Consider the following 22,658-nt stretch of genomic DNA (forward strand, 5'->3'; position numbering starts at 1 on the left):
GGGTTGGGGGTGGCCGCTGTCCCGGATCACGAAGGGACAGGACGCGATCCGGGGCAGGGCAACCTTCTGCTGGCGCAGATTGGAAAGGGATTGCGTCAGCCCCAAAATCAGGGCTGACGCGGACCTTGGTTCCGTGAGTGCTCAGGTCGTCTCGACCCGATTGCCGGACATCCCCAAGGTCCCAAAGGATGTCGGCGTTCGGCCCCTGCGAGGGAGGGAGAGGAGGAAGAGAGGGGCCATGAGATTGATGTGCTCGATAGGGATGCTTGTTTGTTTGAAACGCTTCGTTTGCTCTCTTCCAAACTGAAATGGGACGCGCTGATCGTTCCAACTTTGTAAAATGCGATCCGTTTTTTGCAGAACCTGTCCACAAGAGATTTCATGCGCGAAACCGGCTTCGGGTTGACCACGCTGGACCTGTGGGGCCTTAATGCTGGCGAACAGGGCGGGATGCCATGAAGCTTTTCTGGACGACATTTCTTGATGCGCTGCAGCGCTTTACCACCAAGGGTGGCTTTGTGCGCGCAAGCCATGTCGCGCTTTCGGTGATGCTGGCGATGTTTCCGTTCTGCATTTTCGTGCTGTCGCTGGCAGGTGTATTGAGCGCGGATACGCAGGTGGACGATCTGGTCGACGTGGTCTTCGGATCGTGGCCCGAGGAGATTTCGGAACCGATTGCCAATGAACTGCGCGCGGTTTTGCAACATGGCGGGGGTACCCTGACCCTTGGGGCGGTGCTGTCGATCGTGTTCGCCTCGAACGGGGTGGATGCGATCCGGCTGGTGATCACCAGCGCCTATCGTGATGACGATCCGCGCCCCTTTTGGAAGACACGCACATTGTCAGTGGGCTTTGTCCTCGCCGGAACGCTTTTGATCATCGCGGCAGGGCTGTTCAGCGTCGCCGTACCGCTGGCGCTACATTTCTTCGAGGAATGGGTCCCGTGGTTGCAGGATTCGATCCTGAGCAATGACCAGTTCCGACAACTCGTGATTGCTGCCATTTTGCTTTTTGCGGTCTATTCCTGCCACAAATGGCTGCCGGGGATAAGGCACTCGGATCGCTCGCTTGCGCCAGGGATTATCCTGACCGTGATACTCTGGACCGTGGCGTCAAATATTTTTTCCTATTATATCAGTCACTTCTCGACCTATTCCGTCACCTATGCGGGGCTGGCCGGGATCATGTCGGCTCTGGTATATCTTTACCTGATGGCCAGCATCTTTGTTCTGGGGGCGGAATATAACGGGAGCCTTTTCGACCAAAGGCGTGCCGCTACAGAAGCGGTGCAAACAGACGTGCCACCGGCGCCATGAGCCGTACCCAGGTGGGCTGTTCGCTCATGGGCTTGGTCAGTGGAATGGACCGCGCGAAGTCGTCTTTCAGGATGATTTCGAGATCTTCGGCAAGATGACTGTCAAAGAATATCGCCGTCTCTTCGAAGTTGAGACGACAGGACCGGCTATCGAGGTTGAGCGTTCCAACCGAGGCAATGGCATCATCCACCAGCACCACCTTTTGATGCATGAACCCCTGTTCATAGGCCCAGAACTCAACCCCAGCGTCGCGCAGCTCGTCGAAATAGGCAAAAGCGGCAAGCCAGGTGATCCAGTGATCGGCGCGTGCGGGCACCAGGATTCTTACCTCAATCCCCCGAAGCGCGGCCAGTTTTAAGGCCGTGGTGACATCCGGGTCGGGCACGAAATAGGGCGAGGCGATCCAGATGCGGCTGCGGGCCGCCACGATCATCGCGTTGAAATAGAGATTGCCGGTTTCCAACGCATCCGCGGGTCCCGACGTCAGTAGCAAGGCATCGCTGTTTTCCGGAACCGCGATGCGCGGCCAGTCAAGCTGATCGTAGAGGTACTCCTGTGTCGCCCAGTGCCAGTCCTCGCAAAAGGCCAGTTGCAACTGCAACACCACCGGGCCCTGTAGCCGGCAATGCGTATCACGCCAGTCGCCAAAGGCCGGATCACGGCCCATGTATTCATCCCCGACATTCAATCCTCCGGTGAAACCAACCGTGCCATCGACCACCAAGGTCTTGCGATGATTGCGAAAATTCAGCTGAAAACGTTTGGTCGGACCGCGCAGCGCATTGGTGTCATAGATGCGTATTCCAAGTTCGGAAAGCTCCTGCACATAGGCCTTGGGAAGGCGCGAGCAGCCCACAGAATCGTAGAGAAAAAAGACCCTCAGCCCACGGTTTTGCGCGGCGATCAGGTGTGTCTTGAGTTTTCGGCCCAGTTGATCGTCACGTACGATATAGAACTGAACCAGAATGTAGGACGTCGCCGCATCAATGGCGTCGAACATGGCCTCGAAGCTCTCTTCACCATCGACCAGTATCTCGCCGCTGTTGCCGGAGAGGATAGGGTTTTCGGCAATGGTTTCAAACGCCTTGTAACCCCGGTTGAGCTCGTCCGGCTTGGGGGGAAAGGCCGTTCTGGCCTGTTCGATGGCCGTGACGACCTCTTGGTATTCCCGGCGGGCCACGACATAGCCGTTGATCCGGGAATGGCCCAGGAAGAGATAGCTGACGATGGCGACATAGGGCGCGGCGATCAGAAAGACGACCCATGCCACCGCACCTTGGGGGGTGCGCGACCCGGACATGGCGCGAAAGGCAAACCAGACGGCAACGGATTCCACCAATAGGACGAAGATAACAAAGAATGTGGCCAAGCGGGGTCTCCTGTTTGAGTCAGGCTAGCGGATCGGAGGCGGGCGCGAAAGACGTTGCGTTGGAACGCTTGCCCATGGCGCGGAGGGTTGTAATCTGGCCGCCAGATCCAGCCGGGAGAGAGATATGTCCAGGACCATCGGAGCGCTGTTCGAACGGCGCGCAGCAGAGCACGCGACCTTTCCGTTTCTGATCGTGCCTGTGGACAAGGAACGTGGCTATCATCCTGACGGATATGAGATTTCCTATGGTGATGCAGCCAAGGTCGTGGACGCGTGGTGCGCCCGGCTTCAGACGGCAGGATATGGGCATGGGCATCGGGTGGCGGTGCTTTTGGAGAACCGGCCGGAGATGCTGTTGATGAAGCTTGCCCTAGCGCGGCTGGGGATCAGCTGGGTGCCGGTGAACCCCGATTATCGTCCGTCAGAGCTGGCCTATCTTTTGCAGGACAGCGGTGCCGCGCTGGCGATTGCGGCGCCGAATATGGAACCTCTGATGCGGGAAGGGATCGGCGAAAGCGGGCGTGATTTGCCAATGGTGGTGATGGAGCGGGATCTGCCTGAGCTGCCGATGTCCTGCGACGCGCCCAAGAGTGATCCGGTGACGGGCGAGACCGAGGCGAGCCTGATTTACACCTCTGGGACAACCGGGCGGCCCAAGGGTTGCATCATGAGCCACGACTACGAAGTCCAGATGGGTGAATGGTATGCCACGCGGGGTGGTTTGATCCAGTTTACAGCTAGAAAATCAAAGGTTTACTGCCCGCTTCCTTTGTTTCATGTCAATGCGGCGATCATCCTGTTCATGGGCATGATCGAGACGGGAAGTGCGCAGATCATTCCGGAACGGTTCCGCGCGAGCGCTTGGTGGCGAGAGCTTGCCGAAACCGGGGCCACAGCGGCGCACTACCTTGGAATCGTCATACCGGCCCTAATGAACCGCGCTCCCGATCCATATGAAAAGAAACATAAAGTCGAGTTTGCTGTTGGCGCTGGGGTGGAGCCGACATTGCACCGCCCCTTCGAGGAACGCTTTGGTTTTCCGCTGATCGAGGTGTGGGGCATGACCGAGATGTGCCGCATTCTTGCCGATTGCCACGAACCCCGCCAGATTGACACCCGCGCCATGGGGCGTCCGCAGCCGGGGCTGGACGTGCGGGTGGTCGACGAACACGACCAAGAGGTGCCGCGAGGGCAGGAAGGCGAAATGGTGCTTCGCTATGATGCCAAAACCCCGCGCAAGGGGGCGTTCTCGGGCTATCTCAACCTGCCGGAGGCCACCGAGGAGGCGTGGCGTGGGGGATGGTTCCATACGGGGGACACGGTGACGATGGATAAGACGGACATGATTTTCTTCGTGGACCGGAAAAAGAATATCATCCGGCGCAGTGGTGAAAATATCGCTGCCGCTGAGATCGAAGCATGTCTTCAGGAACATCCAGCGGTGGAAAGAGTCGCGGTGATCGCGGTGGAAGACGCGATGCGTGACGAAGAGGTCATGGCCTGTATTCAGCCTGTTTTGGCGGGTAGCGAGGCTATGGCGGAAGAGCTTTTTGATCATTGTTTCAAGCATTTGGCCTATTACAAAGCGCCGGGTTGGGTGCGGTTTCTCGATGAAATTCCGATCACAGGAACCCAAAAAATCCAGAAACATGCGATATTTGGCGAAGGAGAAGCACCGACCGACGGTGCGTTCGATTTCCGGTCGCGCAAGAAGCGCGGATAGGCGGCGCGGGGGCGCGGCAGTTGCACGTTAGGCGCCTGAAAAGACGCTTCGGTATCGTGTCGGTATAACGTCGGTATTGCGTCGGTATTGTCGCTCACGCTGCGCGGGCCGATGGCCGGAAAGGGGAGAAGATGCGGTTTGTCGGCGGCGAAGTACTGACTTTGGGTGGGACATTGCGCGCCGATGAGGTGCATGTGTCCGGGGGCGAAATCGCGACCTCTGGAGGCGGGCCCGTGATCGACGTTTCCGGCTGCTGGGTGCTGCCGGGGATGGTGGATGTGCACGGGGATGCATTCGAGACCGCTTTGTTTCCGCGCCCCGGTGTGGAGATGGATTTCGCATTGGCCATGGCGGCGGTGGACCGGCAATTGCTGGCTTGCGGGATTACCACGGCCTATCACGGGCTGTCGGTCGGTTGGGAGCCGGGCGCGCGCGGGATCGCAGCGGCGCGACGGTTCATGTCGGGGCTTGCGGACCTGCGGGGAGACCTGAGCGCAGATCACAGGGTCCAACTGCGCTGGGACGTGTTTGCGCATGATGTGGTCGATGATCTGCGGGTGTGGTTGCGGCAGGAGCCGGTTCCGGCGCTGGCCTTCAACGATCACACCACCGAAACGCTTGAGACGGTGGCGGCGGGGCAGACCGGGCAGCTTGAGAAATGGGCGCGAAGGGCCGGGGTTTCGCTTGAGGCCTATCTTGCAGATCTGGAGATGTTGGCGGCGCCGCAGGATGCGATACCGGAGATGGTCCAGCAAGTGGCTGCCATGGCGCGCGCGGCCGGGGCCGTGATGCTGGGCCATGATGAGGCCACGGCCGAGGAGCGCGCGGCACATCGGGCATTGGGGGTGAGGGTGAGTGAGTTTCCTTTGTCCGAAGCGGTGGCGAAAGCGGCTGTCGAGATGGGGGAGCACGTGGTACTGGGCGCGCCGAACGCGGCGCGCAGGCAAAGCCACAAGGGGAACCTGTCGGCGTGGGAGGCGGTGAAAGGCGGCACGTGTGCGGTGCTGGCGTCGGATTATTATTATCCGAGCCTGCTTTACGTGGTGGAGCAGTTGGTGCGCGACGGGATGGCGCTGGGGGACGCCTGGGCGCTTGTGTCCGGCAATCCCGCCACTGCGATGGGCTTGCACGATCGTGGCGCGATTGTAGCGGGAAAGCGGGCTGATCTGGTGGTGATCGAGCCGGGGAAGCGGTGGCGCATCCGGCATGTGATGGCCGGGGGTGTCCTGAGCAGTTTTGGTTAGGGGGGCAAGCGCCATTGAAGGCGCCCGGCAATAGTTTCCCAAAACCAAGGCATCGCAAGGTGCGATGTGTATGCAACGAAAAAGGCGGATCCGCAGGGATCCGCCTTCTTTTGTATCATGAGCGTCGTGCCGTCAGGCGCGGCGGCGACGGCCACCGCGACGACCGCCACGGCCTCCGGCTTCGCCATCCACTGACGGGGGCTTGTTGAAACGGATCCATGCGGCGCCGCCTTCGTCATTGTTGGTCAGGAAGTTGGCGGCGCGGATGGCCTCCATTTCCTTGCCCGCCATGGGAAGGGTGGAACCGATGCCGAACAGTTTGCAGAAGGTTTCGTCGTCCATGTCGGCAGGCAGAATGATGCCAGCGGCTTCGACTTCGGCCTTTTTCTCGGCCAGTTTCTTGGGGCCGACAGGCAGGGCGACCGGGTTCATGATCGCGCTTGTCATGCCGGCCCCCATCGCCATCGGGAGGAAGGCGTTGTTGATGCCATGACGGTTGGGCAGGCCGAACGAGATGTTCGACGCGCCGCAGGTGGTGTTCACGCCCAGCTCTTCGCGCAGACGGCGCACAAGGGTAAAGACCTGCAAGCCGGCGGTGCCCATGGCGCCGATCGGCATGACCAGCGGGTCAACCACGATGTCATGCGCAGGGATGCCGAAATCGGCGGCGCGCTCGACAATTTTCTTGGCGACGGCAAAACGCACGTCGGGGTCTTCAGAAATGCCGGTGTCGTCGTTGGAGATGGCGACAACCGGGACGTTGTATTTCTTGACCAGCGGCAGCACCATTTCGAGACGCTCTTCTTCACCCGTGACCGAGTTCAGAAGCGGGCGGCCTTCGGCGGCGGCAAGGCCGTTTTCCAGCGCGCCGGGGACCGAACTGTCGATGCAGAGCGGGCAGTCGGTGACTTCCTGCACCTTTTCCACCAGCTCGCGCATCAGGGTGGGTTCGACAAAGTTGTTGTCGGCATAGCGCGGATCTTCGGCCATCTTGTTGGAGAAGACGGCGCCCGAGTTGATATCGAGTACGGTCGCGCCTGCGGCGACCTGTGCCAGCGCATCGGCCTGAACGCGGGAGAAATCGCCGCGCTCCAGCTCTTCGTTGAGGATCTTGCGGCCCGTGGGGTTGATCCGCTCGCCGATCACGCAGAACGGATGATCAAAGCCGATGATCGCGGTTTTTGTTTTAGATTCGATGACGGTACGGGTCATTGTTGATCCTTGATTTCAGCTTTTTACTGCGGGTTTGCAGGGACGCCAGACGCGCCGCCATTGTTGATCGCCCAGGTGGCGTTGGTCTTGATGCCGCCCAGCGGGAAGAAGTGCACCTTGTCGATGTTGAAATCGGGGTTGGCGGCCTTGTGGGCGGCCAGTTCGGCGATCACATCGTTGGGTTCGTAGGGCAACAGGAGCTTGGACACGTCCATGGCGCGTTTCTGCAGAACCTTGAGCGACGGGCCAACGCCACAGGCGATGGCGAACTTGATCAGGGTTTGCAGCTTGGCCGGACCGGCGATGCCGATGTGGATCGGAATGTCCACGCCCGCTGCTTTGACCGCGTCGGCCCATGCGATGATCGGCTTGGCGTCAAAAGCGAACTGGGTGGCGATGGCCATCTCGGCATCGGTGCGCTGCGAGAAATCCTGTTTCCACTGCAGCGCGGCGTCGACATTTGCGGTGCCGCCCTTGGGGTCGATGTCCTTGTTGCCTTCGGGGTGGCCGGCGACGTGTAGGCGTTTGAAGCCCGCTTTGTCAAACAGGCCGGTTTCCAGAAGCTGCATCGAGTCCGAGAAATCGCCGTGCGGTTCGGCCACGCCACCGGCCAGCATCAGTGCCTGTTCGACACCGGCTTCTCCCTGGTACATGGCGATCCAGTTTTCGAGCGTCGCCTTGTCTTTGATGATGCGGGCGGGGAAGTGCGGCATCACCGGGTAGCCATCGGCGGAAAGACGTTTGGCCGTTGCGACCATCTCTTCGATGGGGGTGCCTTCGATATGGGCGATATAGACCCGCGTGCCTTCGGGCAGAAGGGCGCGGAAATCTTCCACCTTGGCGGCGGTGCGGGGCATCACCTCGATCGAATAACCCTGCAGGAAGGCTTCGACCTCGGGCGAGCTGGTAACGACCTCTTGGGTCTTACGCTTGAAATTCAACAAAGCCATCGCGGACTCCCATAGCGAAGGGCGCTTCTTCATGCCCAGCCTTCATTGGCGATCATTTGCTTGATGCGCTCTTGATCGAACTCTGCCTCAAGCCGGGCGGCCTCGCTCTCAGCGACGGCCTGCGGCTCGCCTTCGACCGGGTAGGGATCGCCCTTGCGCCATTCGGCCAGATAGGCGTCCGTGTCGGACGCGCCGATCTTCATCGCCGCCCGGTCAATCGCTTGTTCAAAGCGCTCGGCCAGTTGTTTCTTGGCTCCACGACGGCCTTTGCCCACGATAACCTGGGCAGGGATGTCGCGCCAATAAACGATGGTGACGTCAGGCATGGGGGGTGATTCCTCCGGTTTCAGTAAGACAGTCGTAAGACAGACCGCCCGTTCCGTTTCGCTCAATTTCGACAACTGGTCGGCTTTCCGCGACGCGCGGCCGACATGGTGGTCGCTTTGGTGCCATGCGGGGGGCGGTTTGACCACAGGCCGGGGCTTGAAAATTGCGCATGAAGAAGATGAGCGGCAGCGCCAAGGCGCGCCATCATCACGCGCGGGGGATTGCGCGACCCAAGGCGAGCGACTAGGTTGAGGATAACACGAAATGGAGGGCGTGAGTCATGACGCCCAAGCGTCCCGAAGGTGCGGGCGCATTCCTGAAACCGGTCGAGAGCCCCGCGCCCAAACCGCCGGATCCGAGCGAGCTTTATGCGGCGCTGGATCTGGGCACGAATAGTTGCCGTATGCTGATTGCCCAACCCAAGGGCAACCAGTTTCATGTGGTGGACAGTTTTTCCAAGTCGGTCCAGCTCGGATCGGGGCTTGAAACGACCGGGCGCCTGTCGCGCGGGTCGATGCGACGCACGATTCAGGCGCTGCGCATCTGTCAGCAGAAACTCAAGCGTCACAAGGTACGCCGGATGCGGCTGGTGGCGACCGAAGCCTGTCGGCGCGCGCATAATGCCAAGGAGTTCATTCGGCAGGTTAAGCGCGAAACCGGACTGAGCCTCGAGATCATCCAGCCCGAGGAAGAGGCGCGGCTGGCGGTGATTTCCTGCGCGCCGCTGGTCAGCACCAAGACGGACCAGCTTTTGGTGGTGGATATCGGGGGCGGCTCGACCGAGCTTGTCTGGATTGATCTGAGCGCGGTTCCTAAAGTCGAGCGCCCACGTGCGATCATGCGGCTGCATAGCGGGTTCCACACGGTCGAAAGCCCGTTCCCGGCGGCCAAGGTCGTGGATTGGATCAGCGTTCCCTTGGGGGTGGCGACGCTGCGTGACCAGTTTCGCGATGTCGAGGATGACGCCGCGCGTTTTGCGCTGATGAGCTGGTTTTTCGAAGAGAATCTGGCCGAGTTTGCCCCCTACAAGGACATTCCGCAGAGCGAGGGCTTCCAGATCGTCGGCACTAGCGGCACGGTCACGACTGTTGCGGCGAGCCATCTGGGTTTGCGCCGCTATGACCGGACCAAGGTGGACGGACTGCGCATGACCTCGGACCAGATTGACAGGGTGATCCGGGGCTATCTGGAGTTGGGTCCCAAGGGGCGGCGGATGGATCCGCGCATCGGGCAGGATCGACAGGCCCTCATCATGAGTGGATCGGCGATTTTGCAGGCGTTGCTGCGGTCATGGCCGACGGATCGGTTGTCGGTGGCAGACCGGGGTCTGCGCGAAGGATTGCTTTATGCGCAGATGAGCATGGACGGGGTTCTGGAAGACGGGCCGTTTTGACGGTAAGAGGCACCCAAATGGTGTCAGGTGAAGAGAATGGCGAAGAAACCCACAGGCAAGAACACATCCGGGCGCGGGCAGCGTGACCTGACGATCAAGGTGAAAACTGCGCGCGGACGCAAGTTGAGCTCGACGCGCTGGTTGCAGCGGCAGTTGAACGATCCCTATGTGCAGCGCGCCAAGGCCGAGGGCTATCGCGGGCGGGCCGCATTCAAGATCATGGAGCTGGATGACAAGTTCCGGTTCCTCGTGCCGGGAGCGCGGGTCGTGGACTTGGGCTGTGCGCCGGGGGGCTGGTGCCAGGTGGCGGTTCCGCGCGTGAATGCGCTTGGCGAGAAATCAGGTAAGAAGATCGGCACGATCCTTGGCATTGACCTGCAGGAGGTGGAACCGATTGCGGGGTGCGAGCTGCATCAGCTCGACTTCATGGAAGATGACGCCGATGTAAAGGTCAAGGAATGGCTGGGCGGCAAGGCCGATGTGGTGATGAGCGACATGGCCGCGGCGTCTTCGGGGCATAAACAGACCGACCATTTGCGGATCATGGCGCTGTGCGAGGCGGCGGCCTATTTCGCGTTCGACGTGCTGGAAGAGGGCGGCACTTTTGTCGCCAAGGTGCTGGCCGGGGGCGCCGAGGGCGAGTTGCAGAAGCTTTTGAAGCAGAAATTCGCCAAGGTGGCGAATGTGAAGCCGCCGTCGTCGCGGTCGGATTCTTCGGAAAAATTCGTGGTGGCCACCGGGTTCAGGGGCTGAGCCGGGACGACGGTTTGCCGAGTGAGGCGGCCGCGGTTTTTTTCAGGTAATCACAGACGCTTGCTGTCGGGGCCTGAAGGCGCGACTGTGGCGCGCGGCTGCCCGCCAGAGTTTCCTGGCGGATCAGTTCGAAGAGGCGCGCATGGCGCGTGGTCGGCACAAGGGCCGTTTGACGGACGTGTTGCATGGGACAACTCCTGTGGCAGCGTGATCGGCGAGCAAGGGGATCACGGCGCCAGCATGGGCGGTTGCTCCGGCCAAATTCTTGCGAAAATGGGGTGATTTCTGGGCTTTTGCGCCGGTTCAGGCGGGATTCAGCGATCATCCGGTGTGTCGTTACCCGCCTTTTTCCAGCGGTTGTGCGTCCACATCCATTGTTCCGGATGGGTATAGACCTGGCGTTCCAGCGAGTCATTGAGGGCCTGTGTCATGGCCTCGGGCGTGGAGTGGGGCACCGGAGGCTCGATAATGAGGTCAAAGCTGCCGTCGGGTTTACGGACACCATAGCAAGGCACCAGAAGGGCATCATATTTCAGCGCCAGCTCCGCCGCGGAAAGCGCGGTACGGGCAGGCTTGCCCATGAAGTTCAGAAGTGGCGCTTTGTTGATGCGTTGATCAAAGATGATGCCCACCGTGCCGCCACCGCGCAGGAACTTGACCATGGCGGCCATGCCCCGGCGACTGCGTTCAAAGACGGGGGCGCCGAAACGGGACAGGGCCTTGACGTAATGCGCGTTGAAATAGGGATTTTTCATCGGCTTGTAGAGGCCGCCAACGGAAAAGCCCCGTCCTTCGAGCGCGGCACGCACCGCGTCGTAATTGCCTATATGCCCGGAAATCAGGATAATCCCACGCCCTTCGGCACGGGCCTGTTCAAGCGCGGCGAGGCCGGGGCTGTCTTCGAGGGCGCGCGCGCGGATGCGGTCGGCAAAAGCGCGTTCGGCATATAGCTCCATCACAGAGCGGCCCATGTGATAGGGCACGTCCAGAACGATGCGATGAACTTCATCCGGAGACAGGTCGGGCATGATCAGGGCGAGATTGGCCCGAATGCGCCGGCGCGCGCCGGAAAGCGGGGCCACGACGCGGGACATGGCCAGCCCGGTCACGTGCAAACGCAATTCATACGGCAAGAGGTTCATGAAACCGAGAAATCCGCGGATCGCGAGGTTTGACACCCAATGTCCGAAATTCTGAGACCTTTTGGCCATGTGGGAAGCGTTCCTGAATTGTGCCGCCTTGGCGCGGGATACTTAGTCATAGCACCCTGTCGGCGCAAGGATTTATACCGCAACGTTCCCTTCGGGCGGTTGCAACCGACGTGAGGGGCTTTTAACTGGTGCGCAGCAACGGAAACCGGAGGCAGGCAAGATGATCCTAGGGCATATCGGGGCGCGCAAGGGCTCGAAAGGGGTTCCGGGCAAGAATTTCCGCGACCTGTGCGGCAAGCCGCTGATCGACTGGTCTCTGGACCCGCTTCTGGAAAACCCGCAGGTTGATGCGGTGGTTGTCTCGACCGACGATGAAGAGATGTACGCGCATGCAGTGGCCAAGGGGGCGCTGGATATCGGGTTGCGCCCCGCTGAACTGGCCACGGATTCGGCGCCCAAATGGGGCGTGTGGCAACATGCTCTGGAGGCGTCTCAGGCCATGCTGGGGCAGGAGGTAACGGCGTTTCTGGACCTTGACTGCACATCGCCGCTGCGCTTGCCCGAGGACATCACGGGGGCGCTGGATTTGTTTGCCAGCGCAGCGCCGGACATGGTGATGAGCGTCTGTGAATCGCGCAAGAACCCCTATTTCAACATGGTTGAACCGGACGAAACCGGCGCGTTGCAGGTATCAAAACCGCTGCCCGGCGGGGTCTGGGCGCGCCAGAATGCACCGGTGGTCTATGACCATGTGGGCGTGGTCTACGTCGTGGCGCCGGACTATCTGCGCAGTGCCGAAACCATCTATGAAGGGCGGGTGATCCCGTTTGTCCTGCCTGCGGAGCGCTGTTTGGACGTGGATTCGCCGCTGGACTGGACGATGGTCGAGTTTCTGATGAAAGAGCGGCTGGCCGGGCGGTTCTGAGGGTCAGAAGCGTGTGTTTTCAAGCGCGCGCGGGATCGCATCCATGAGCTTTTGCGTGCCCCCGGCGTGATCGGCAAAGAAGGTCTCAATAGCTTGACTGTCGGGTGCAAAGCCCCCGGCAAGCGCCTCTGCCAATGCGGCGGCGTCCGCGGGGCGGGCAGCGACGCCCGCGGCCTCGGCTTCGACAAAGGGGTATTCGATGGTCCAGATCGACGGCCCGGTCACAACCGGTTTTTTCAGGGCCAGCGGTTCGATGATGTTATGCGCGCCCGCCGGGACGTAGCCCCCTCCCACGACCACGCGGTCCGCCATGGCGAGGTAAAAATACATCTCTCCGAGGCTGTCCCCAAGCAGGATATCGGGCGTTTCCACGGGATCGGCAAAGGCGGTTTCGGTGAGGAACTCAGGCAGATCACGACTGCGTCGTATCACGGTTAACCCAGTATTTTCAAGCATATCGCTTATCAAGTTAAAGCGTTCCGGGCGACGGGGGACATAAACGATCAAGGGTTTCGGGGCGCTGCCCTCGCGCAGACGTTTGGTCGCATCGAGATAGATTTTGTCTTCGCCCTCAACAGTGGAGGCAAATGTGATGACGGGGCGGTCCTGCGCCCCGAGCCAGCGGCGCGCAGCGACTCCGGCGGGGGGAAGATGCGCCGGGATCGGCTGATCAAAGCGCAGCTCTCCGGTCACGTGAAGATTTGGGACGCCAATGGCGCCAAAGCGGTCGGCCTGAAGCTGGGATTTGACAAACCCCCCGGCCATGTTGCGCATGACATCGGGGATCGGGCTGTACCACTTCTGGTCACGCGCGATGGACTTGGTGGGGTATTGCGCGTTGCACATGAAGAGCGGGATGCGGGCGCGGCGTGCCGCCATGACCATGCGAGGCCAGATCTCTATCTCCATCACCAGCCCGTATTTGGGACGGAAGGCGCGGAAGAACCCTGCAAAAGCCCAGGAGGTTTCAAAGGGCACCCAGACCGCGCGCAGGCTTCCGGCTGCGATGGCGTCGGCAAAGACCTTCTCGGATTCGCCGCGCCCGGCCGGGGTGAAATGGGTGGTGACAACGGTTTCCCCGGCGTCGAGCAGCGCCCGGATAAGGGGAACGGCGGACCGTAGTTCACCAAGGCTCACAGCGTGGACCCAGACCGAACCGGGCAGGGGCGCGCGATAGCGGCCAAACCGTTCAGCGATATGTGCGCCATAGGCCGGATCCTTCTTGGCGCGCTTGCGGATATAGAGCAGAACGGCGGGCATGCCGAGATGCCACAAGAGCGACCAGAGGCCGAGAAAGGCGCGGAATTTCAGGCTCATGGCGTGTCTTTCATGAGAGCGAGCAGGTCGGTCGCAAGAGGATCGAGCGCGGTACGCGTCGCTTGCCAGAGCGCGTGGGCGTTGCGGGACATGCCAGGCAGGCGCGGATCACTCAGGGCTGCCGCCAATTGGCCAGGAGACACGCAAAGCGCCGCATCGGCGCCAGTCAGGTGGTCGTAGTCGGCAGCGAAATTGTAGGTGTCAGGGCCAAAGAGAATGGCGGTGTCGAGGGCGGCGGCCTCCCACGGGTTGTGCCCGCCAATGTCATCGAACCCGCCCCCGATCAGAGCCTTGCCGGCAAGGCGGTAGAACAGGCCAAGTTCGCCATAGGTGTCGGCGATATGCACCGCGTCGGCGGGGGTGGGCAGGGCGGTACTGCGCCGAGAATGGGGCAGATTGGCAGCGCTCAACGCCTTTTCGATGTCGGGCGCACGGTCGGGGTTGCGCGGGATCAGGATCAGGAGAGATGCCGAACATTCCTGATAGAGCGCCTGTTGTGCCGCGATGGCCTCGGCCTCGTCTCCTGCATGGGTAGATGCGGCCAGCCAGACCGTGCGGCCCTTGAGCGCGGATTGCAAGGCGCGCAACGCGTCGGGATCATGTCCGAGGGGCGGGGCAGCGGATTTGAGCGACCCTGTCACGCGGATGTTTTCGCCGCCAAGCGCAGCAAGGCGGCGGGCGGTGCCATCTTCCTGTGCCGCGATGAGCGACATGCGAGACAGGATCGCGCGGTAGAGTGCGCGGCCTGCCTTGCGTTTTTCAAAGCTTTGGGCGGTGATGCGGGCATTGACCAGCGCCGCCGGTATGGCGCGTTTGTGAGCGGCAATCACGGCGTTGGGCCAGAGATCCTGTTCAGACCAGATCGAAAGATCCGGGCGCCAGTGATCGAGAAACCGGGCGATGTATTGCGGGGCGTCGACCGGCAGAAACTGGTGTTGTGTGTTGGCAGGCAGGTTGGCCCCCATGACCTGCGCCGAGGAGCGCGCGGTGGAGGTAACGAGAAAACTGAGATCGGGGCGCTGATCGGCCATGGCGGTGATCAGGCCGCGCAGGGCGAGCACTTCTCCCAATCCCACGGCGTGCAGCCAGACAAGCGGGCCGACGGGACGCTGTGCCGTGGGTTCGGCCAGTTTCTCGCGCCAGCGCACCGGGTCTTCCTTGCCCCTCTTGAGGCGGCGGCGCAGAAGTGGCGGAGCAATCAGGGGCAAGGCGCGGCTTGCCAGTTGATAGCCCATCAGCGCGAGGCCGTTTGTGGGACGGCGCTCAGGCAAGATCGTGAAACGCCTTTTGCAGGTCCTGCTGCCAGAACGACTCGTCCTGAAGCGTGGCGACAAAGCGGTCGGCGGCGCGCCCTTCGCCAAACCCGGTATGGCCGCTATGACGCTGGCCCCATTGGGTTTTCAGGAAATCGGAAATGGCAGACCGGTCATCCGCACTGCAGGAAAAGACGGTGTCGGACTGGGCCCGGTTGGTCTGGCGCGTGCCGATATCAAGGGACGGCAGGCCAAGGAACGGCGCTTCGCGCACTCCGGCGGAGGAATTGCCGACCATGCAGGCGGCGTTTTTCATCAGCTCGGAAAAATGGTTGAACCGCATCGAAGGAAACTGGCGAAAGCGGTCGGCGGGTAGCGCGTTGAGCACGGCAAAGATGTCTTCGGAACCGGGATCGTTGTTGGGAGCGATCACGATGAAATTCTTTTCAGAAGCGTCCAGTTCGGAGAACAGGGCGTGGGCCTGAGCGCCCATGGTTGCCTGTTCGGAGGTGACGGGGTGAAAGACCACGATGCCGAAATCGTCAAACGGGATGTCGTAGCGGGCCTTGACCTCGGCCAGCGTCACGCCGCTGTCGCCAGCATGGAAATCAAGTTCTGGCGAGCCGACGACGTGAATTTTGCCTTCGGGTTCGCCCATCGCCATAACCCGCCGCTTGGCGTCCTCGGAGCTGACAAAATGATGGCTGGCAAGCTTGGTGTTGCAGTGACGATAGATCTCGTCGATTGTGCCCGAGACTTCGCCACCTTCGATATGGGCGCAAGGGATATAGTTCGTGGCAGCAACAAGCGCCCCGGCAAGCGCTTCGATGCGGTCGCCATGAACGACGACAAGGTCGGGGCGGGTTTCGGTGACATAGTCGGAAAAGCCGACAACCGTTTTGGCCAGAATGATGTCCTGCGGATCGCCGGGCCGCTGATTCAGGAACTCATGTGCCCGCATGCCGGGCAGGCGGTGCACCTCGATCTTGGTCAGCCCATAGCGTTCGAGCATATGCATGCCGGTCACGAAAAACGACACGCCGAACCCCGCATCGTGCAGTGCTTCGGCGAGTGGCTTCAATTTGCCGAAATCGGCGCGGGTGCCGGTAAGAAACAGGATGTTTCGGGACATGGTCACAGGGTCTTTCGTGCGGTCGGGCGCGCAGGGACGCTAGCTTGGAAACGGGGCGAAGGGCAAGGGTCTAGCCCGGCGCGGGCAGCGTGCGATCATAGCCGAAGAGATCGAAATCGCGGGCATAGAGCTTGCGAACCTTCGAAAGGGTTTCGTCGGTGTAATAATCATCAAGCGGCTTCTTGGGGGCCTTGGTCTTGTTCACCTGTTTAAGTTCGGCATCAAGGTCCAGCTCCTGCATCAACGTATTGAAATCGCTTGCAAGGTTCTCAAAGCGCAGGATGCGGTCGACCGCGACCGTTCCCGTGTCATCAATCACGAAATGCGCCTGGTCGGGCATGCGCGCAAAGAAATTGTCCTTGCCAAAGGCACGTTTCATCCGGTCATCGAGGTATTCTGAAAAGCTCATGGCCGAAACGCGCTTGGCGATGCTCTCGGCGCGGAACTGCTTCATGTACTCGTAATGGGACACGGCATGGGTGTAGGGGTTGCGCACCACCGCAAAGGTAAAGAAATCGTCGAACTGCGCGCGCCCAAGCTTGCGAATGAACCCCCGCGCGGTTTCGTGGCCCCGGAAATGGGCATTTTCTACGGATTCGCGCATGGGCAGGTGACGCGAAGCGCGGCGCAGAAGCGGCTTGTTGCGGTGCCGGCTGTAGGGCATCAACGCGCGCATCATCGCCTGACCGGCGGTCTTGGGAACATGGACAAAGATAAAGCGGTGCGAGGTGGACAGGATCATGTGATCACCGGTTCATAGCCCAGAAGTGCAAAGTCACGCGCATAAAGTTTGTCCACCAACGCTTTGGATTCACTGTCGAAATAACTTTGCCACGGGCGTTTGTCTGCGCGGGAAATGGTTTCGTTTTCACGTCGTAGTGTCACGTCGCCCATGCCAAGGTCATGTGCCATCCGATCAAAGTCATCAGCAAGGCTTTCAAACCTCAAGAGGCGGTGCACCAGCATCTTGTCCTGATTATCGACAAGGAAATAGGACTGGTTGGGCAGGCGGGCAAAGAAAGTATCGTTCCAAAAGGGCGGTTTCATGCGGTAGCGCAAGTAGTCGGCAAAGGACATGTTGGCGACCTTTTCCGCGATCTTGGGAATGCGGAACTGTTTCATGAACTCGTAATGCGAGACCGCGTGGTCATAAGGGTTGCGCACAACGGCAAAGCGGTGAAAGCGGTCAAACACGTCCTGACCCAGCTTGCGACGCACGCCAGCAGCTGTTTCGTGTTTGCGCAGATAGACCTTGTCGGGCGCTTCAACGATGGGCAGGCGGCGCACAAAAGAGCGCCAGAGCGTGCGGGGCGGGTAGACGCCAAAGGGTTCGAGCGCGCTTGTCATCGCGGTGCCCGCGGTCTTGGGCACATGCACGAAAATGAAATTATGGCTTTCAGACAGGATCATGCGGTCAGTCCAGATCTGCCCATTTGAGCTGGGTGTTGCGGGTGACGGCGCGGGTGAGGGTTTTGCCAACAACCTTGTCGAAATCATAGCCCGGAATCTCTCCCGAACCGGGGCGGCGGGCCCAAATGTCGGATTCGGTGATCACGTGGCCTTTGGGCAGGTCACGGTCGGCCACCACGCTTGCGCGGGCGAATTTGTAGACCGGCTCTTCAGCCTCGGTGCGCTGTTTGGGATTGTTGGCGGCAATCCAGATCTCGCGCGAACGGTCGATCAGGTGGCGCAGTTCGGACGGGTCCATCGAGTTGATGATGTCCGGGCCAATCCGATAGCGCGTGTCGGTATAGTGGCGTTCGAGGATGCACGCCCCAAGCGCCACCGAGGCCAGCGCCATTTCCGGGCCGATCGAATGATCCGAAAAACCCACGACCGCATTGGGGAAGGCTTCTCTTAGATCCGTAACACCCTGCAGGGACACAATTTCCGGCGGAGAAGGGTAAAGGTTGGTGCATTCCAGAAGCGCATAGTCCACACCCGCGTCTTCTAGGATCGCCACCGAGCGGCGCATTGTGTCGATTGTCTGCATGCCAGTCGACAGGATCACCGGCTTGCCGAAGCGTGCGATGTGGCGGATCAGGGGAAGGTTATCGGCCTCGCCCGAGCCGATTTTAAACGCGGGCACGCCCGCCTCATTCAGGAAATCCGCCGCCGCACGGGAAAAAGGCGTGGAGATGAAGATCATGCCCAGTTCTTCGGTATAGCGCTTGAGCTCCAGCTCTTCCTCACCCGAAAGGGCACATTGCTCCATCACCTCCCAGATCGAGACATCGGCGTTTGGGGGGAAGATTTCCTTTGCTTCATCGGTCATCTCGTCTTCAACGAAATGTGTCTGATGCTTGACCATCTCACAGCCCGACAGCGCGGCAAGGCGCACCATCTCCTTGGCGACCGCAAGATCGCCGCCATGGTTGATACCGATCTCGGCAATCACCAGCGGCGGATGGTCCGGGCCAACTTCGCGGTTGCCGATTTTGATGGAGCGGTTGGACATGGGGTGGTCTCCTGCCGTGAAATGCCCTGTCGTGCTAGACGCAAAGGGATGTGGTGTAAAGTTTTTGGGACAAGACGGCGCGGCCCGGAGACGGAAGTCGACCAAAGAAGTCACCGGCACATCTGCTCAGGATAAATATGGTCTATGGTGCGGTGCGGGTTTTGGTTTCAGGTGACGAAAAGTTTGGCCCAAACGCAACTCCGATCAACCGGAAACGGTCTTGCGCACATTGTCGGTGGGATGGATGGCGGAGAGACAGGGATTCGAACCCTGGGTCCCCGTGAAGGGACAACGGTTTTCGAGACCGCCCCGTTCGACCACTCCGGCACCTCTCCGCGGGGGTCTTGGTGAGGGCGTCGTTTAATGATGTTTGAAATGGGGCGCAAGAGCGTTTTGCATTGTTTTGACGATGAAATTGGATAGCGTGGAGTCATGACGGTATTTTTGCGGAAAATGCAGCTTGGATCGCTGCGGATATTGGGTCTGGCGCTCATGGCGCTCGCGCTTGTTGGTGTTGCGGGCGCAGGGGGCGCGCGAGCAGCGGATCGCGATCGTGTCGAAGCCTTCCTTGAGGTCACGGGTTTTGATGTCGCGCTTGATTCCATCGCCTTGTCAGCGACGTCGGCACCAAACATGCTTGGGCTTGAAGCCGATGATTTCGGAACCCAATGGATGTTTTTGGCCGAGTCGGTGTTTGACACCGAGCTGATGCGCAAACGGGCGACCGATATCCTGGAGGCGACGCTGGAAGATGATCTGCTGGCGCATGCCGCGGGTTTCTACGCCACGGACCTTGGCCAAAGGCTAGTGGTTGCCGAGAACGAGGCGCATCTGGCAGATGATGACGCAAAATACGCCGAAGGGGCGGAGTTGCTGGCGGTGCTTGAGGAGAACGACGATCCCAGGATCGACCTGTTCCGGCGCATGGGGCACGCGATTGACCCCAATGACATCGGGATGCAGGCCATGACCGAAATCCAGGTACGGTTCATCCTTGCGGCCTCCTATGCGGGGGTGATCAGCTTGCGGGTCGACGAAGACGGGCTGCGCGCGGCTTTGGCCGAAAATGCGGACGAAGTCGCCAAGGAGGTGGAGGTGTCGTCCCTGCAGAACGCGGCCTACACGTACAAGGATTTCACCTTCGAGGAACTGAAGACCTATACCGAGGCGCTTGAGGAGCCGGACATGATGACGGTCTATGAGCTGATGAACGCAGTGCATTTCGAGGTGATGTCGAACCGGTTCGAGGCGCTGGCGCTGAGACTCGGTCAGATGCAGCCCGAGCAGGAATTGTGAGCCGCGCAAATCGGGGCGTTTTGTGCTATGATCGGGCCTTGGTCTCTTAGAACAGGGGGAACAGTATGACCGATCTTGACCAAATCAAATATCTCGACAGCGGCATGGCCGAAGCCATCAACGCAAAAGACGGCGGGGCGGTACGCAACTTCTATACGGACGACGGCGCGATCATGCCCCCCGGCGCACCGATGATGGAAGGCCTCGACGCCATCCAGGATTATTGGCAGGCGGCCATGGATGCCGGGCTGAGCGGGGTGAGCATTGTCGGGGACAGCATAGATATCGACGGGGACACGGCGCTGACTGTTGGCACGCTGAGCGGAGAAATGGGCGGTCAGCCGTTGTCTGGCAAATACATCGTCTCCAGTCGCAGGACAAAGGACGGATGGCGCATCCATCGCGACATCTGGAATTTTGACGCCTGATGGTGGCAGTCGGAGCCCGCCCTGTTTACGGGCGGGCGAAGACCTGAACGGGTGGTCATTTACCCCTTGACTAACTGCCACTTTCCCACGATAAGCCGCCCATCTCGGCGTGAAGCGTGTGCTTTGCGCCGTGTTTTGTTGAAACACAGCCCGGATCAAGGGCGCGCTGTTCGAGGCGGCTTTGCCAAAACACCCGCAAGGGGGCCACAGGACGCGGATAGATCAAAGGAAGAAGGACATGTTCGCAGTCCTGAAGACCGGCGGCAAACAGTACAAGGTGCAGGCAGGTGATATCCTGCGTGTCGAAAAACTGGCTGCAGACGCTGGCGAAAAAGTTCAATTCAACGACGTGCTGATGCTTGGCGGTGAGAACACCGTCGTGGGCGCACCGTTTGTTGAAGGTGCCGCCGTGCAGGCAGACGTGATCGACCAGATCAAAGGCGAAAAGCTGATCAAGTTCGTGAAGCGTCGTCGTAAGCACAGCTCCAAGCGTACCGTTGGCCACCGTCAGAAGCTGACCCTGGTCAAGATCACCGACATTCTGGCGTCGGGCGCCGACAAGTCGGGCGTGAAAGCTGCAATGGGCGCCGGTTCGGTTGCTGCACCTGCTGCTGCCGCTCCTGCCAAGAAGGCCGCCAAAGCCGAAGCCCCCGCCGCAGCCGCAGCTGCTGACGACCTGACCGCCATCACCGGCGTTGGTCCCGCAGCCGCAAAGAAACTGGCCGACGCAGGCATTTCCAGCTATGCTCAGCTGGCAGCCGTGGACGTTGACACGTTCGATGCCGTCAAAGTGAAGCCCGAATGGGTTGAACAGGCCAAGGAACTGGCCAAGTAAGGCCCAAGGATTAGGAGAACAGCGATATGGCACATAAAAAAGCTGGTGGTAGCTCCCGTAACGGACGCGACTCTGCTGGTCGCCGCCTTGGCGTCAAGAAATACGGCGGTGAAGTCGTCGTTCCGGGCAACATCATCGTGCGTCAGCGCGGTACCAAGATGTGGCCGGGCGAAGGCGTCGGCATGGGTCGTGACCACACCATCTTTGCGACCGTCGACGGCAACGTGAAGTTCCACAAGGGCCTCAAGGGCCGCACCTTTATTTCGGTCCTGCCAGTGGCGGAGGCCGCTGAGTAAGCCGACCTTAAAGGTTTTCGAACATGAAGGGGGATCGGCAAAGCGCCGGTCCCCCTTTTCTTTTTGGGCAATTGAACAAACGGGCAGATCCATGAGCGTGGCCTTGGCCAGTTTTAGCGTCTTTGCGGCGAGCCAGGTGGGCACACCTGGTCCGGCGAACATGGCGTTGCTGGCAACGGGTGCGCGGTATGGGTTCCGCGCTGCCCTGCCTTTCGTGGCGGGCGTGGCGCTTGGCAAGCAGTTGATCATCTGGCCAATCGGTTTTGGCCTGATGTCTTTAGCCGAGACCGTGCCGGGGCTTTTTCTGGCGCTGAAATGGATCTCGGCGGCGTATATTTGCTGGCTGGCCTGGCGGGTGGCGCATCTGCGGCTTGATCCGGATGGCGCACGGGTGGAGGAGGCGCCCGGTTTTGTCTCGGGGTTGTGGGTGCACCCGCTCAATCCCAAAGCCTGGGCGATGATTGTGACGGGGTTCACGAGTTTTGTGACGCCTGACACGCCCACGTTTCAGGCCACGGCGACTATTGCCCTGTGCCTGCTGGCAACGCAGGCCGTGTTTCACCCGATCTGGACCCTTGCAGGGGATCGGATTGCCCGGCTTGTCGCGGGACGCCCCGCGGAACGGTATTTGATGGGCACCTTGGCGGCACTGACCGTCGCCTCGGTGCTCTATGTTGTGTTTTGAGGAGGACACGCATGAAACTTGATACGATCGTGAATCAGCCCGTGATTGAGACGGATCGGTTCGTGTTGCGCCCGTTGCGGCGCTCGGACCAGGGGTTGATCGATTTTTATGCCGGGCAGGAGGACGTGGCCCGCATGACGACATCCATCCCGCACCCGCTGCCGCCCGGCGCGATCGAGGCATTCATTACCCGCGCCCAAAGCGATGAGCGGATCGAGGATGTCTGGGCCATGGATGGAAGCGCGTCCGATCAGCCCGAGATCATGGGGCTCATCGGCCTCAAACGGCTGGACACAGAGGTCAGCGAAGTCGGGTATTGGGTTGGCCCGGCGTTCTGGAATACAGGGTTGGCGTCCAAGGCGGTGCGTGCGTTGATCGAGGCCAATCCGCTGAACAACCGAGCTCTGTTCGCCAGCGTGTTTCAGGACAACCCGGCGTCGGCCCGTGTGCTGACAAATTGCGGGTTTGAATATCTCGGCGATGCCGAAAGCTTCTCGGTGGCGCGCAAGGCGTCGGTGCCGACATGGACGTACACGCTGAACCTGCGTGGAAAATGAATTGAGCCGCCCCGCCGGGCACTGTATCAGGCGGGGCA

The 22,658-nt window shown here is 60.5% G+C and carries 24 protein-coding genes and 1 tRNA gene; 12 read left to right on the forward strand and 13 right to left on the reverse strand.

Going from position 1 to position 22,658, the window contains the following annotated elements; all coding sequences use genetic code 11:
* The first annotated feature begins 455 nt into the window (after window positions 1-455).
* On the forward strand, window positions 456-1,316 hold the full coding sequence (locus tag BMZ35_RS19230; protein WP_093096704.1) for a YihY/virulence factor BrkB family protein: 861 nt from the start codon (window positions 456-458) through the stop codon (window positions 1,314-1,316).
* Here the strand turns inward: BMZ35_RS19230 and cls are convergent.
* Complete coding sequence (gene cls / locus BMZ35_RS19235) at window positions 1,276-2,685, reverse strand: cardiolipin synthase (RefSeq protein WP_093096706.1); 1,410 nt, start codon at window positions 2,683-2,685, stop codon at window positions 1,276-1,278. The two genes, BMZ35_RS19230 and cls, sit on opposite strands and share 41 nt — an antisense overlap.
* A 124-nt stretch (window positions 2,686-2,809) precedes the next feature.
* On the opposite strand from cls, the gene BMZ35_RS19240 reads away from it, so the two are divergent.
* Both BMZ35_RS19240 and BMZ35_RS19245 read left to right on the forward strand, forming a co-directional pair.
* The gene (locus BMZ35_RS19240; protein WP_093096710.1) at window positions 2,810-4,408 is read left to right on the forward strand and encodes an AMP-binding protein; all 1,599 of its coding nucleotides are present in this window, start codon (window positions 2,810-2,812) and stop codon (window positions 4,406-4,408) included.
* A gap of 86 nt (window positions 4,409-4,494) precedes the next feature.
* Window positions 4,495-5,652 carry an alpha-D-ribose 1-methylphosphonate 5-triphosphate diphosphatase gene (locus BMZ35_RS19245; protein ID WP_278247171.1) on the forward strand — a complete coding sequence of 386 codons (1,158 nt, stop codon included), beginning with the start codon at window positions 4,495-4,497 and terminating at the stop codon, window positions 5,650-5,652.
* Window positions 5,653-5,784: 132 nt separating this feature from the next.
* Here BMZ35_RS19245 and BMZ35_RS19255 read toward each other — a convergent pair whose 3' ends face one another.
* Genes BMZ35_RS19255 through BMZ35_RS19265 form a run of 3 tightly spaced genes read right to left on the reverse strand, consistent with a single transcriptional unit; the run spans window position 5,785 to window position 8,140 of the window.
* Window positions 5,785-6,864, reverse strand: a complete 1,080-nt coding sequence (locus BMZ35_RS19255) for a methyltetrahydrofolate cobalamin methyltransferase (RefSeq protein WP_093096719.1) — start codon at window positions 6,862-6,864, stop codon at window positions 5,785-5,787.
* Window positions 6,865-6,887: 23 nt separating this feature from the next.
* Window positions 6,888-7,814 (reverse strand): methylenetetrahydrofolate reductase, encoded by a 927-nt coding sequence (locus BMZ35_RS19260; protein ID WP_093096790.1) that lies wholly within the window; start codon window positions 7,812-7,814, stop codon window positions 6,888-6,890.
* 29 nt (window positions 7,815-7,843) lie between these two features.
* Window positions 7,844-8,140 (reverse strand): virulence factor, encoded by a 297-nt coding sequence (locus BMZ35_RS19265; protein WP_093096722.1) that lies wholly within the window; start codon window positions 8,138-8,140, stop codon window positions 7,844-7,846.
* A gap of 281 nt (window positions 8,141-8,421) precedes the next feature.
* Here BMZ35_RS19265 and BMZ35_RS19270 point away from each other — a divergent pair, with 281 nt between their 5' ends.
* A complete protein-coding gene (locus BMZ35_RS19270) occupies window positions 8,422-9,534 on the forward strand; it encodes a Ppx/GppA phosphatase family protein (RefSeq protein ID WP_093096725.1) in 1,113 nt (370 codons plus the stop codon).
* Window positions 9,535-9,570: 36 nt separating this feature from the next.
* The gene (locus BMZ35_RS19275) at window positions 9,571-10,287 is read left to right on the forward strand and encodes an RlmE family RNA methyltransferase (protein WP_093096728.1); all 717 of its coding nucleotides are present in this window, start codon (window positions 9,571-9,573) and stop codon (window positions 10,285-10,287) included.
* Here the strand turns inward: BMZ35_RS19275 and BMZ35_RS19280 are convergent.
* Window positions 10,277-10,474 (reverse strand): hypothetical protein, encoded by a 198-nt coding sequence (locus BMZ35_RS19280; RefSeq protein ID WP_093096731.1) that lies wholly within the window; start codon window positions 10,472-10,474, stop codon window positions 10,277-10,279. The two genes, BMZ35_RS19275 and BMZ35_RS19280, sit on opposite strands and share 11 nt — an antisense overlap.
* A gap of 127 nt (window positions 10,475-10,601) precedes the next feature.
* A complete protein-coding gene (locus tag BMZ35_RS19285; protein ID WP_093096733.1) occupies window positions 10,602-11,498 on the reverse strand; it encodes a lysophospholipid acyltransferase family protein in 897 nt (298 codons plus the stop codon).
* Window positions 11,499-11,658: 160 nt separating this feature from the next.
* Between BMZ35_RS19285 and BMZ35_RS19290 the strand changes: the two genes are divergently transcribed.
* On the forward strand, window positions 11,659-12,363 hold the full coding sequence (locus tag BMZ35_RS19290; RefSeq protein ID WP_093096736.1) for an acylneuraminate cytidylyltransferase family protein: 705 nt from the start codon (window positions 11,659-11,661) through the stop codon (window positions 12,361-12,363).
* A 3-nt stretch (window positions 12,364-12,366) separates the two neighbouring features.
* On the opposite strand, the gene BMZ35_RS19295 is transcribed toward BMZ35_RS19290, so the two are convergent.
* The 7 genes from BMZ35_RS19295 to BMZ35_RS19325 all read right to left on the reverse strand — a co-directional run bounded on the left by BMZ35_RS19295 (window position 12,367) and on the right by BMZ35_RS19325 (window position 18,858).
* Window positions 12,367-13,680: a 3-deoxy-D-manno-octulosonic acid transferase gene (locus BMZ35_RS19295; RefSeq protein WP_093096739.1), complete on the reverse strand. Its 1,314-nt coding sequence runs from the start codon at window positions 13,678-13,680 to the stop codon at window positions 12,367-12,369.
* Complete coding sequence (locus tag BMZ35_RS19300) at window positions 13,677-14,915, reverse strand: 3-deoxy-D-manno-octulosonic acid transferase (RefSeq protein ID WP_093096791.1); 1,239 nt, start codon at window positions 14,913-14,915, stop codon at window positions 13,677-13,679. Before BMZ35_RS19300 ends, BMZ35_RS19295 begins: the two co-directional genes overlap by 4 nt.
* A gap of 28 nt (window positions 14,916-14,943) precedes the next feature.
* Window positions 14,944-16,065 (reverse strand): UDP-N-acetylglucosamine 2-epimerase, encoded by a 1,122-nt coding sequence (gene neuC, locus BMZ35_RS19305; RefSeq protein ID WP_093096742.1) that lies wholly within the window; start codon window positions 16,063-16,065, stop codon window positions 14,944-14,946.
* Window positions 16,066-16,135: 70 nt separating this feature from the next.
* Window positions 16,136-16,807 carry a sulfotransferase family 2 domain-containing protein gene (locus tag BMZ35_RS19310; RefSeq protein WP_093096745.1) on the reverse strand — a complete coding sequence of 224 codons (672 nt, stop codon included), beginning with the start codon at window positions 16,805-16,807 and terminating at the stop codon, window positions 16,136-16,138.
* Window positions 16,804-17,475, reverse strand: a complete 672-nt coding sequence (locus BMZ35_RS19315; protein WP_165610139.1) for a sulfotransferase family 2 domain-containing protein — start codon at window positions 17,473-17,475, stop codon at window positions 16,804-16,806. Before BMZ35_RS19315 ends, BMZ35_RS19310 begins: the two co-directional genes overlap by 4 nt.
* Window positions 17,476-17,479: 4 nt before the next feature.
* The gene (locus tag BMZ35_RS19320) at window positions 17,480-18,523 is read right to left on the reverse strand and encodes an N-acetylneuraminate synthase family protein (protein WP_207503031.1); all 1,044 of its coding nucleotides are present in this window, start codon (window positions 18,521-18,523) and stop codon (window positions 17,480-17,482) included.
* 245 nt (window positions 18,524-18,768) lie between these two features.
* Window positions 18,769-18,858: transfer RNA gene (locus BMZ35_RS19325), tRNA-Ser, on the reverse strand.
* A 118-nt stretch (window positions 18,859-18,976) separates the two neighbouring features.
* On the opposite strand from BMZ35_RS19325, the gene BMZ35_RS19330 reads away from it, so the two are divergent.
* From BMZ35_RS19330 to BMZ35_RS19355, 6 genes are all read left to right on the forward strand, one after another.
* On the forward strand, window positions 18,977-19,819 hold the full coding sequence (locus tag BMZ35_RS19330; protein ID WP_242654865.1) for a DUF2059 domain-containing protein: 843 nt from the start codon (window positions 18,977-18,979) through the stop codon (window positions 19,817-19,819).
* 65 nt (window positions 19,820-19,884) lie between these two features.
* On the forward strand, window positions 19,885-20,247 hold the full coding sequence (locus BMZ35_RS19335; protein WP_093096750.1) for a YybH family protein: 363 nt from the start codon (window positions 19,885-19,887) through the stop codon (window positions 20,245-20,247).
* Window positions 20,248-20,485: 238 nt separating this feature from the next.
* Complete coding sequence (locus BMZ35_RS19340) at window positions 20,486-21,082, forward strand: 50S ribosomal protein L21 (RefSeq protein ID WP_093096752.1); 597 nt, start codon at window positions 20,486-20,488, stop codon at window positions 21,080-21,082.
* Between the two features lie 26 nt (window positions 21,083-21,108).
* Window positions 21,109-21,378 carry a 50S ribosomal protein L27 gene (gene rpmA, locus BMZ35_RS19345; RefSeq protein WP_093096755.1) on the forward strand — a complete coding sequence of 90 codons (270 nt, stop codon included), beginning with the start codon at window positions 21,109-21,111 and terminating at the stop codon, window positions 21,376-21,378.
* Window positions 21,379-21,469: 91 nt separating this feature from the next.
* Complete coding sequence (locus tag BMZ35_RS19350; RefSeq protein WP_093096757.1) at window positions 21,470-22,063, forward strand: LysE family translocator; 594 nt, start codon at window positions 21,470-21,472, stop codon at window positions 22,061-22,063.
* Window positions 22,064-22,074: 11 nt separating this feature from the next.
* The gene (locus tag BMZ35_RS19355; protein ID WP_093096760.1) at window positions 22,075-22,620 is read left to right on the forward strand and encodes a GNAT family N-acetyltransferase; all 546 of its coding nucleotides are present in this window, start codon (window positions 22,075-22,077) and stop codon (window positions 22,618-22,620) included.
* Window positions 22,621-22,658 lie beyond the last annotated feature (38 nt).

Origin of the sequence: Shimia aestuarii (assembly GCF_900114635.1) — a bacterium.
In the GTDB taxonomy this organism is placed as follows: domain Bacteria; phylum Pseudomonadota; class Alphaproteobacteria; order Rhodobacterales; family Rhodobacteraceae; genus Shimia; species Shimia aestuarii.

Bases quoted from the DNA above. Each gene is read 5' to 3' on its own strand.
- BMZ35_RS19230 (WP_093096704.1), top strand. From the start codon at position 456: ATGAAGCTTTTCTGGACGACATTTCTTGATGCGCTGCAGCGCTTTACC.
- BMZ35_RS19260 (WP_093096790.1), bottom strand. From the start codon at position 7,814: ATGGCTTTGTTGAATTTCAAGCGTAAGACCCAAGAGGTCGTTACCAGC.
- BMZ35_RS19290 (WP_093096736.1), top strand. From the start codon at position 11,659: ATGATCCTAGGGCATATCGGGGCGCGCAAGGGCTCGAAAGGGGTTCCG.
- BMZ35_RS19275 (WP_093096728.1), top strand. From the start codon at position 9,571: ATGGCGAAGAAACCCACAGGCAAGAACACATCCGGGCGCGGGCAGCGT.
- BMZ35_RS19265 (WP_093096722.1), bottom strand. From the start codon at position 8,140: ATGCCTGACGTCACCATCGTTTATTGGCGCGACATCCCTGCCCAGGTT.
- BMZ35_RS19330 (WP_242654865.1), top strand. From the start codon at position 18,977: ATGCAGCTTGGATCGCTGCGGATATTGGGTCTGGCGCTCATGGCGCTC.
- rpmA (WP_093096755.1), top strand. From the start codon at position 21,109: ATGGCACATAAAAAAGCTGGTGGTAGCTCCCGTAACGGACGCGACTCT.
- BMZ35_RS19300 (WP_093096791.1), bottom strand. From the start codon at position 14,915: ATGGGCTATCAACTGGCAAGCCGCGCCTTGCCCCTGATTGCTCCGCCA.
- BMZ35_RS19340 (WP_093096752.1), top strand. From the start codon at position 20,486: ATGTTCGCAGTCCTGAAGACCGGCGGCAAACAGTACAAGGTGCAGGCA.
- BMZ35_RS19315 (WP_165610139.1), bottom strand. From the start codon at position 17,475: ATGATCCTGTCTGAAAGCCATAATTTCATTTTCGTGCATGTGCCCAAG.
- BMZ35_RS19355 (WP_093096760.1), top strand. From the start codon at position 22,075: ATGAAACTTGATACGATCGTGAATCAGCCCGTGATTGAGACGGATCGG.
- BMZ35_RS19285 (WP_093096733.1), bottom strand. From the start codon at position 11,498: ATGGCCAAAAGGTCTCAGAATTTCGGACATTGGGTGTCAAACCTCGCG.
- BMZ35_RS19240 (WP_093096710.1), top strand. From the start codon at position 2,810: ATGTCCAGGACCATCGGAGCGCTGTTCGAACGGCGCGCAGCAGAGCAC.
- BMZ35_RS19295 (WP_093096739.1), bottom strand. From the start codon at position 13,680: ATGAGCCTGAAATTCCGCGCCTTTCTCGGCCTCTGGTCGCTCTTGTGG.
- BMZ35_RS19320 (WP_207503031.1), bottom strand. From the start codon at position 18,523: ATGTCCAACCGCTCCATCAAAATCGGCAACCGCGAAGTTGGCCCGGAC.
- BMZ35_RS19270 (WP_093096725.1), top strand. From the start codon at position 8,422: ATGACGCCCAAGCGTCCCGAAGGTGCGGGCGCATTCCTGAAACCGGTC.
- BMZ35_RS19310 (WP_093096745.1), bottom strand. From the start codon at position 16,807: ATGATCCTGTCCACCTCGCACCGCTTTATCTTTGTCCATGTTCCCAAG.
- neuC (WP_093096742.1), bottom strand. From the start codon at position 16,065: ATGTCCCGAAACATCCTGTTTCTTACCGGCACCCGCGCCGATTTCGGC.
- BMZ35_RS19350 (WP_093096757.1), top strand. From the start codon at position 21,470: ATGAGCGTGGCCTTGGCCAGTTTTAGCGTCTTTGCGGCGAGCCAGGTG.
- BMZ35_RS19335 (WP_093096750.1), top strand. From the start codon at position 19,885: ATGACCGATCTTGACCAAATCAAATATCTCGACAGCGGCATGGCCGAA.
- BMZ35_RS19280 (WP_093096731.1), bottom strand. From the start codon at position 10,474: ATGCAACACGTCCGTCAAACGGCCCTTGTGCCGACCACGCGCCATGCG.
- BMZ35_RS19255 (WP_093096719.1), bottom strand. From the start codon at position 6,864: ATGACCCGTACCGTCATCGAATCTAAAACAAAAACCGCGATCATCGGC.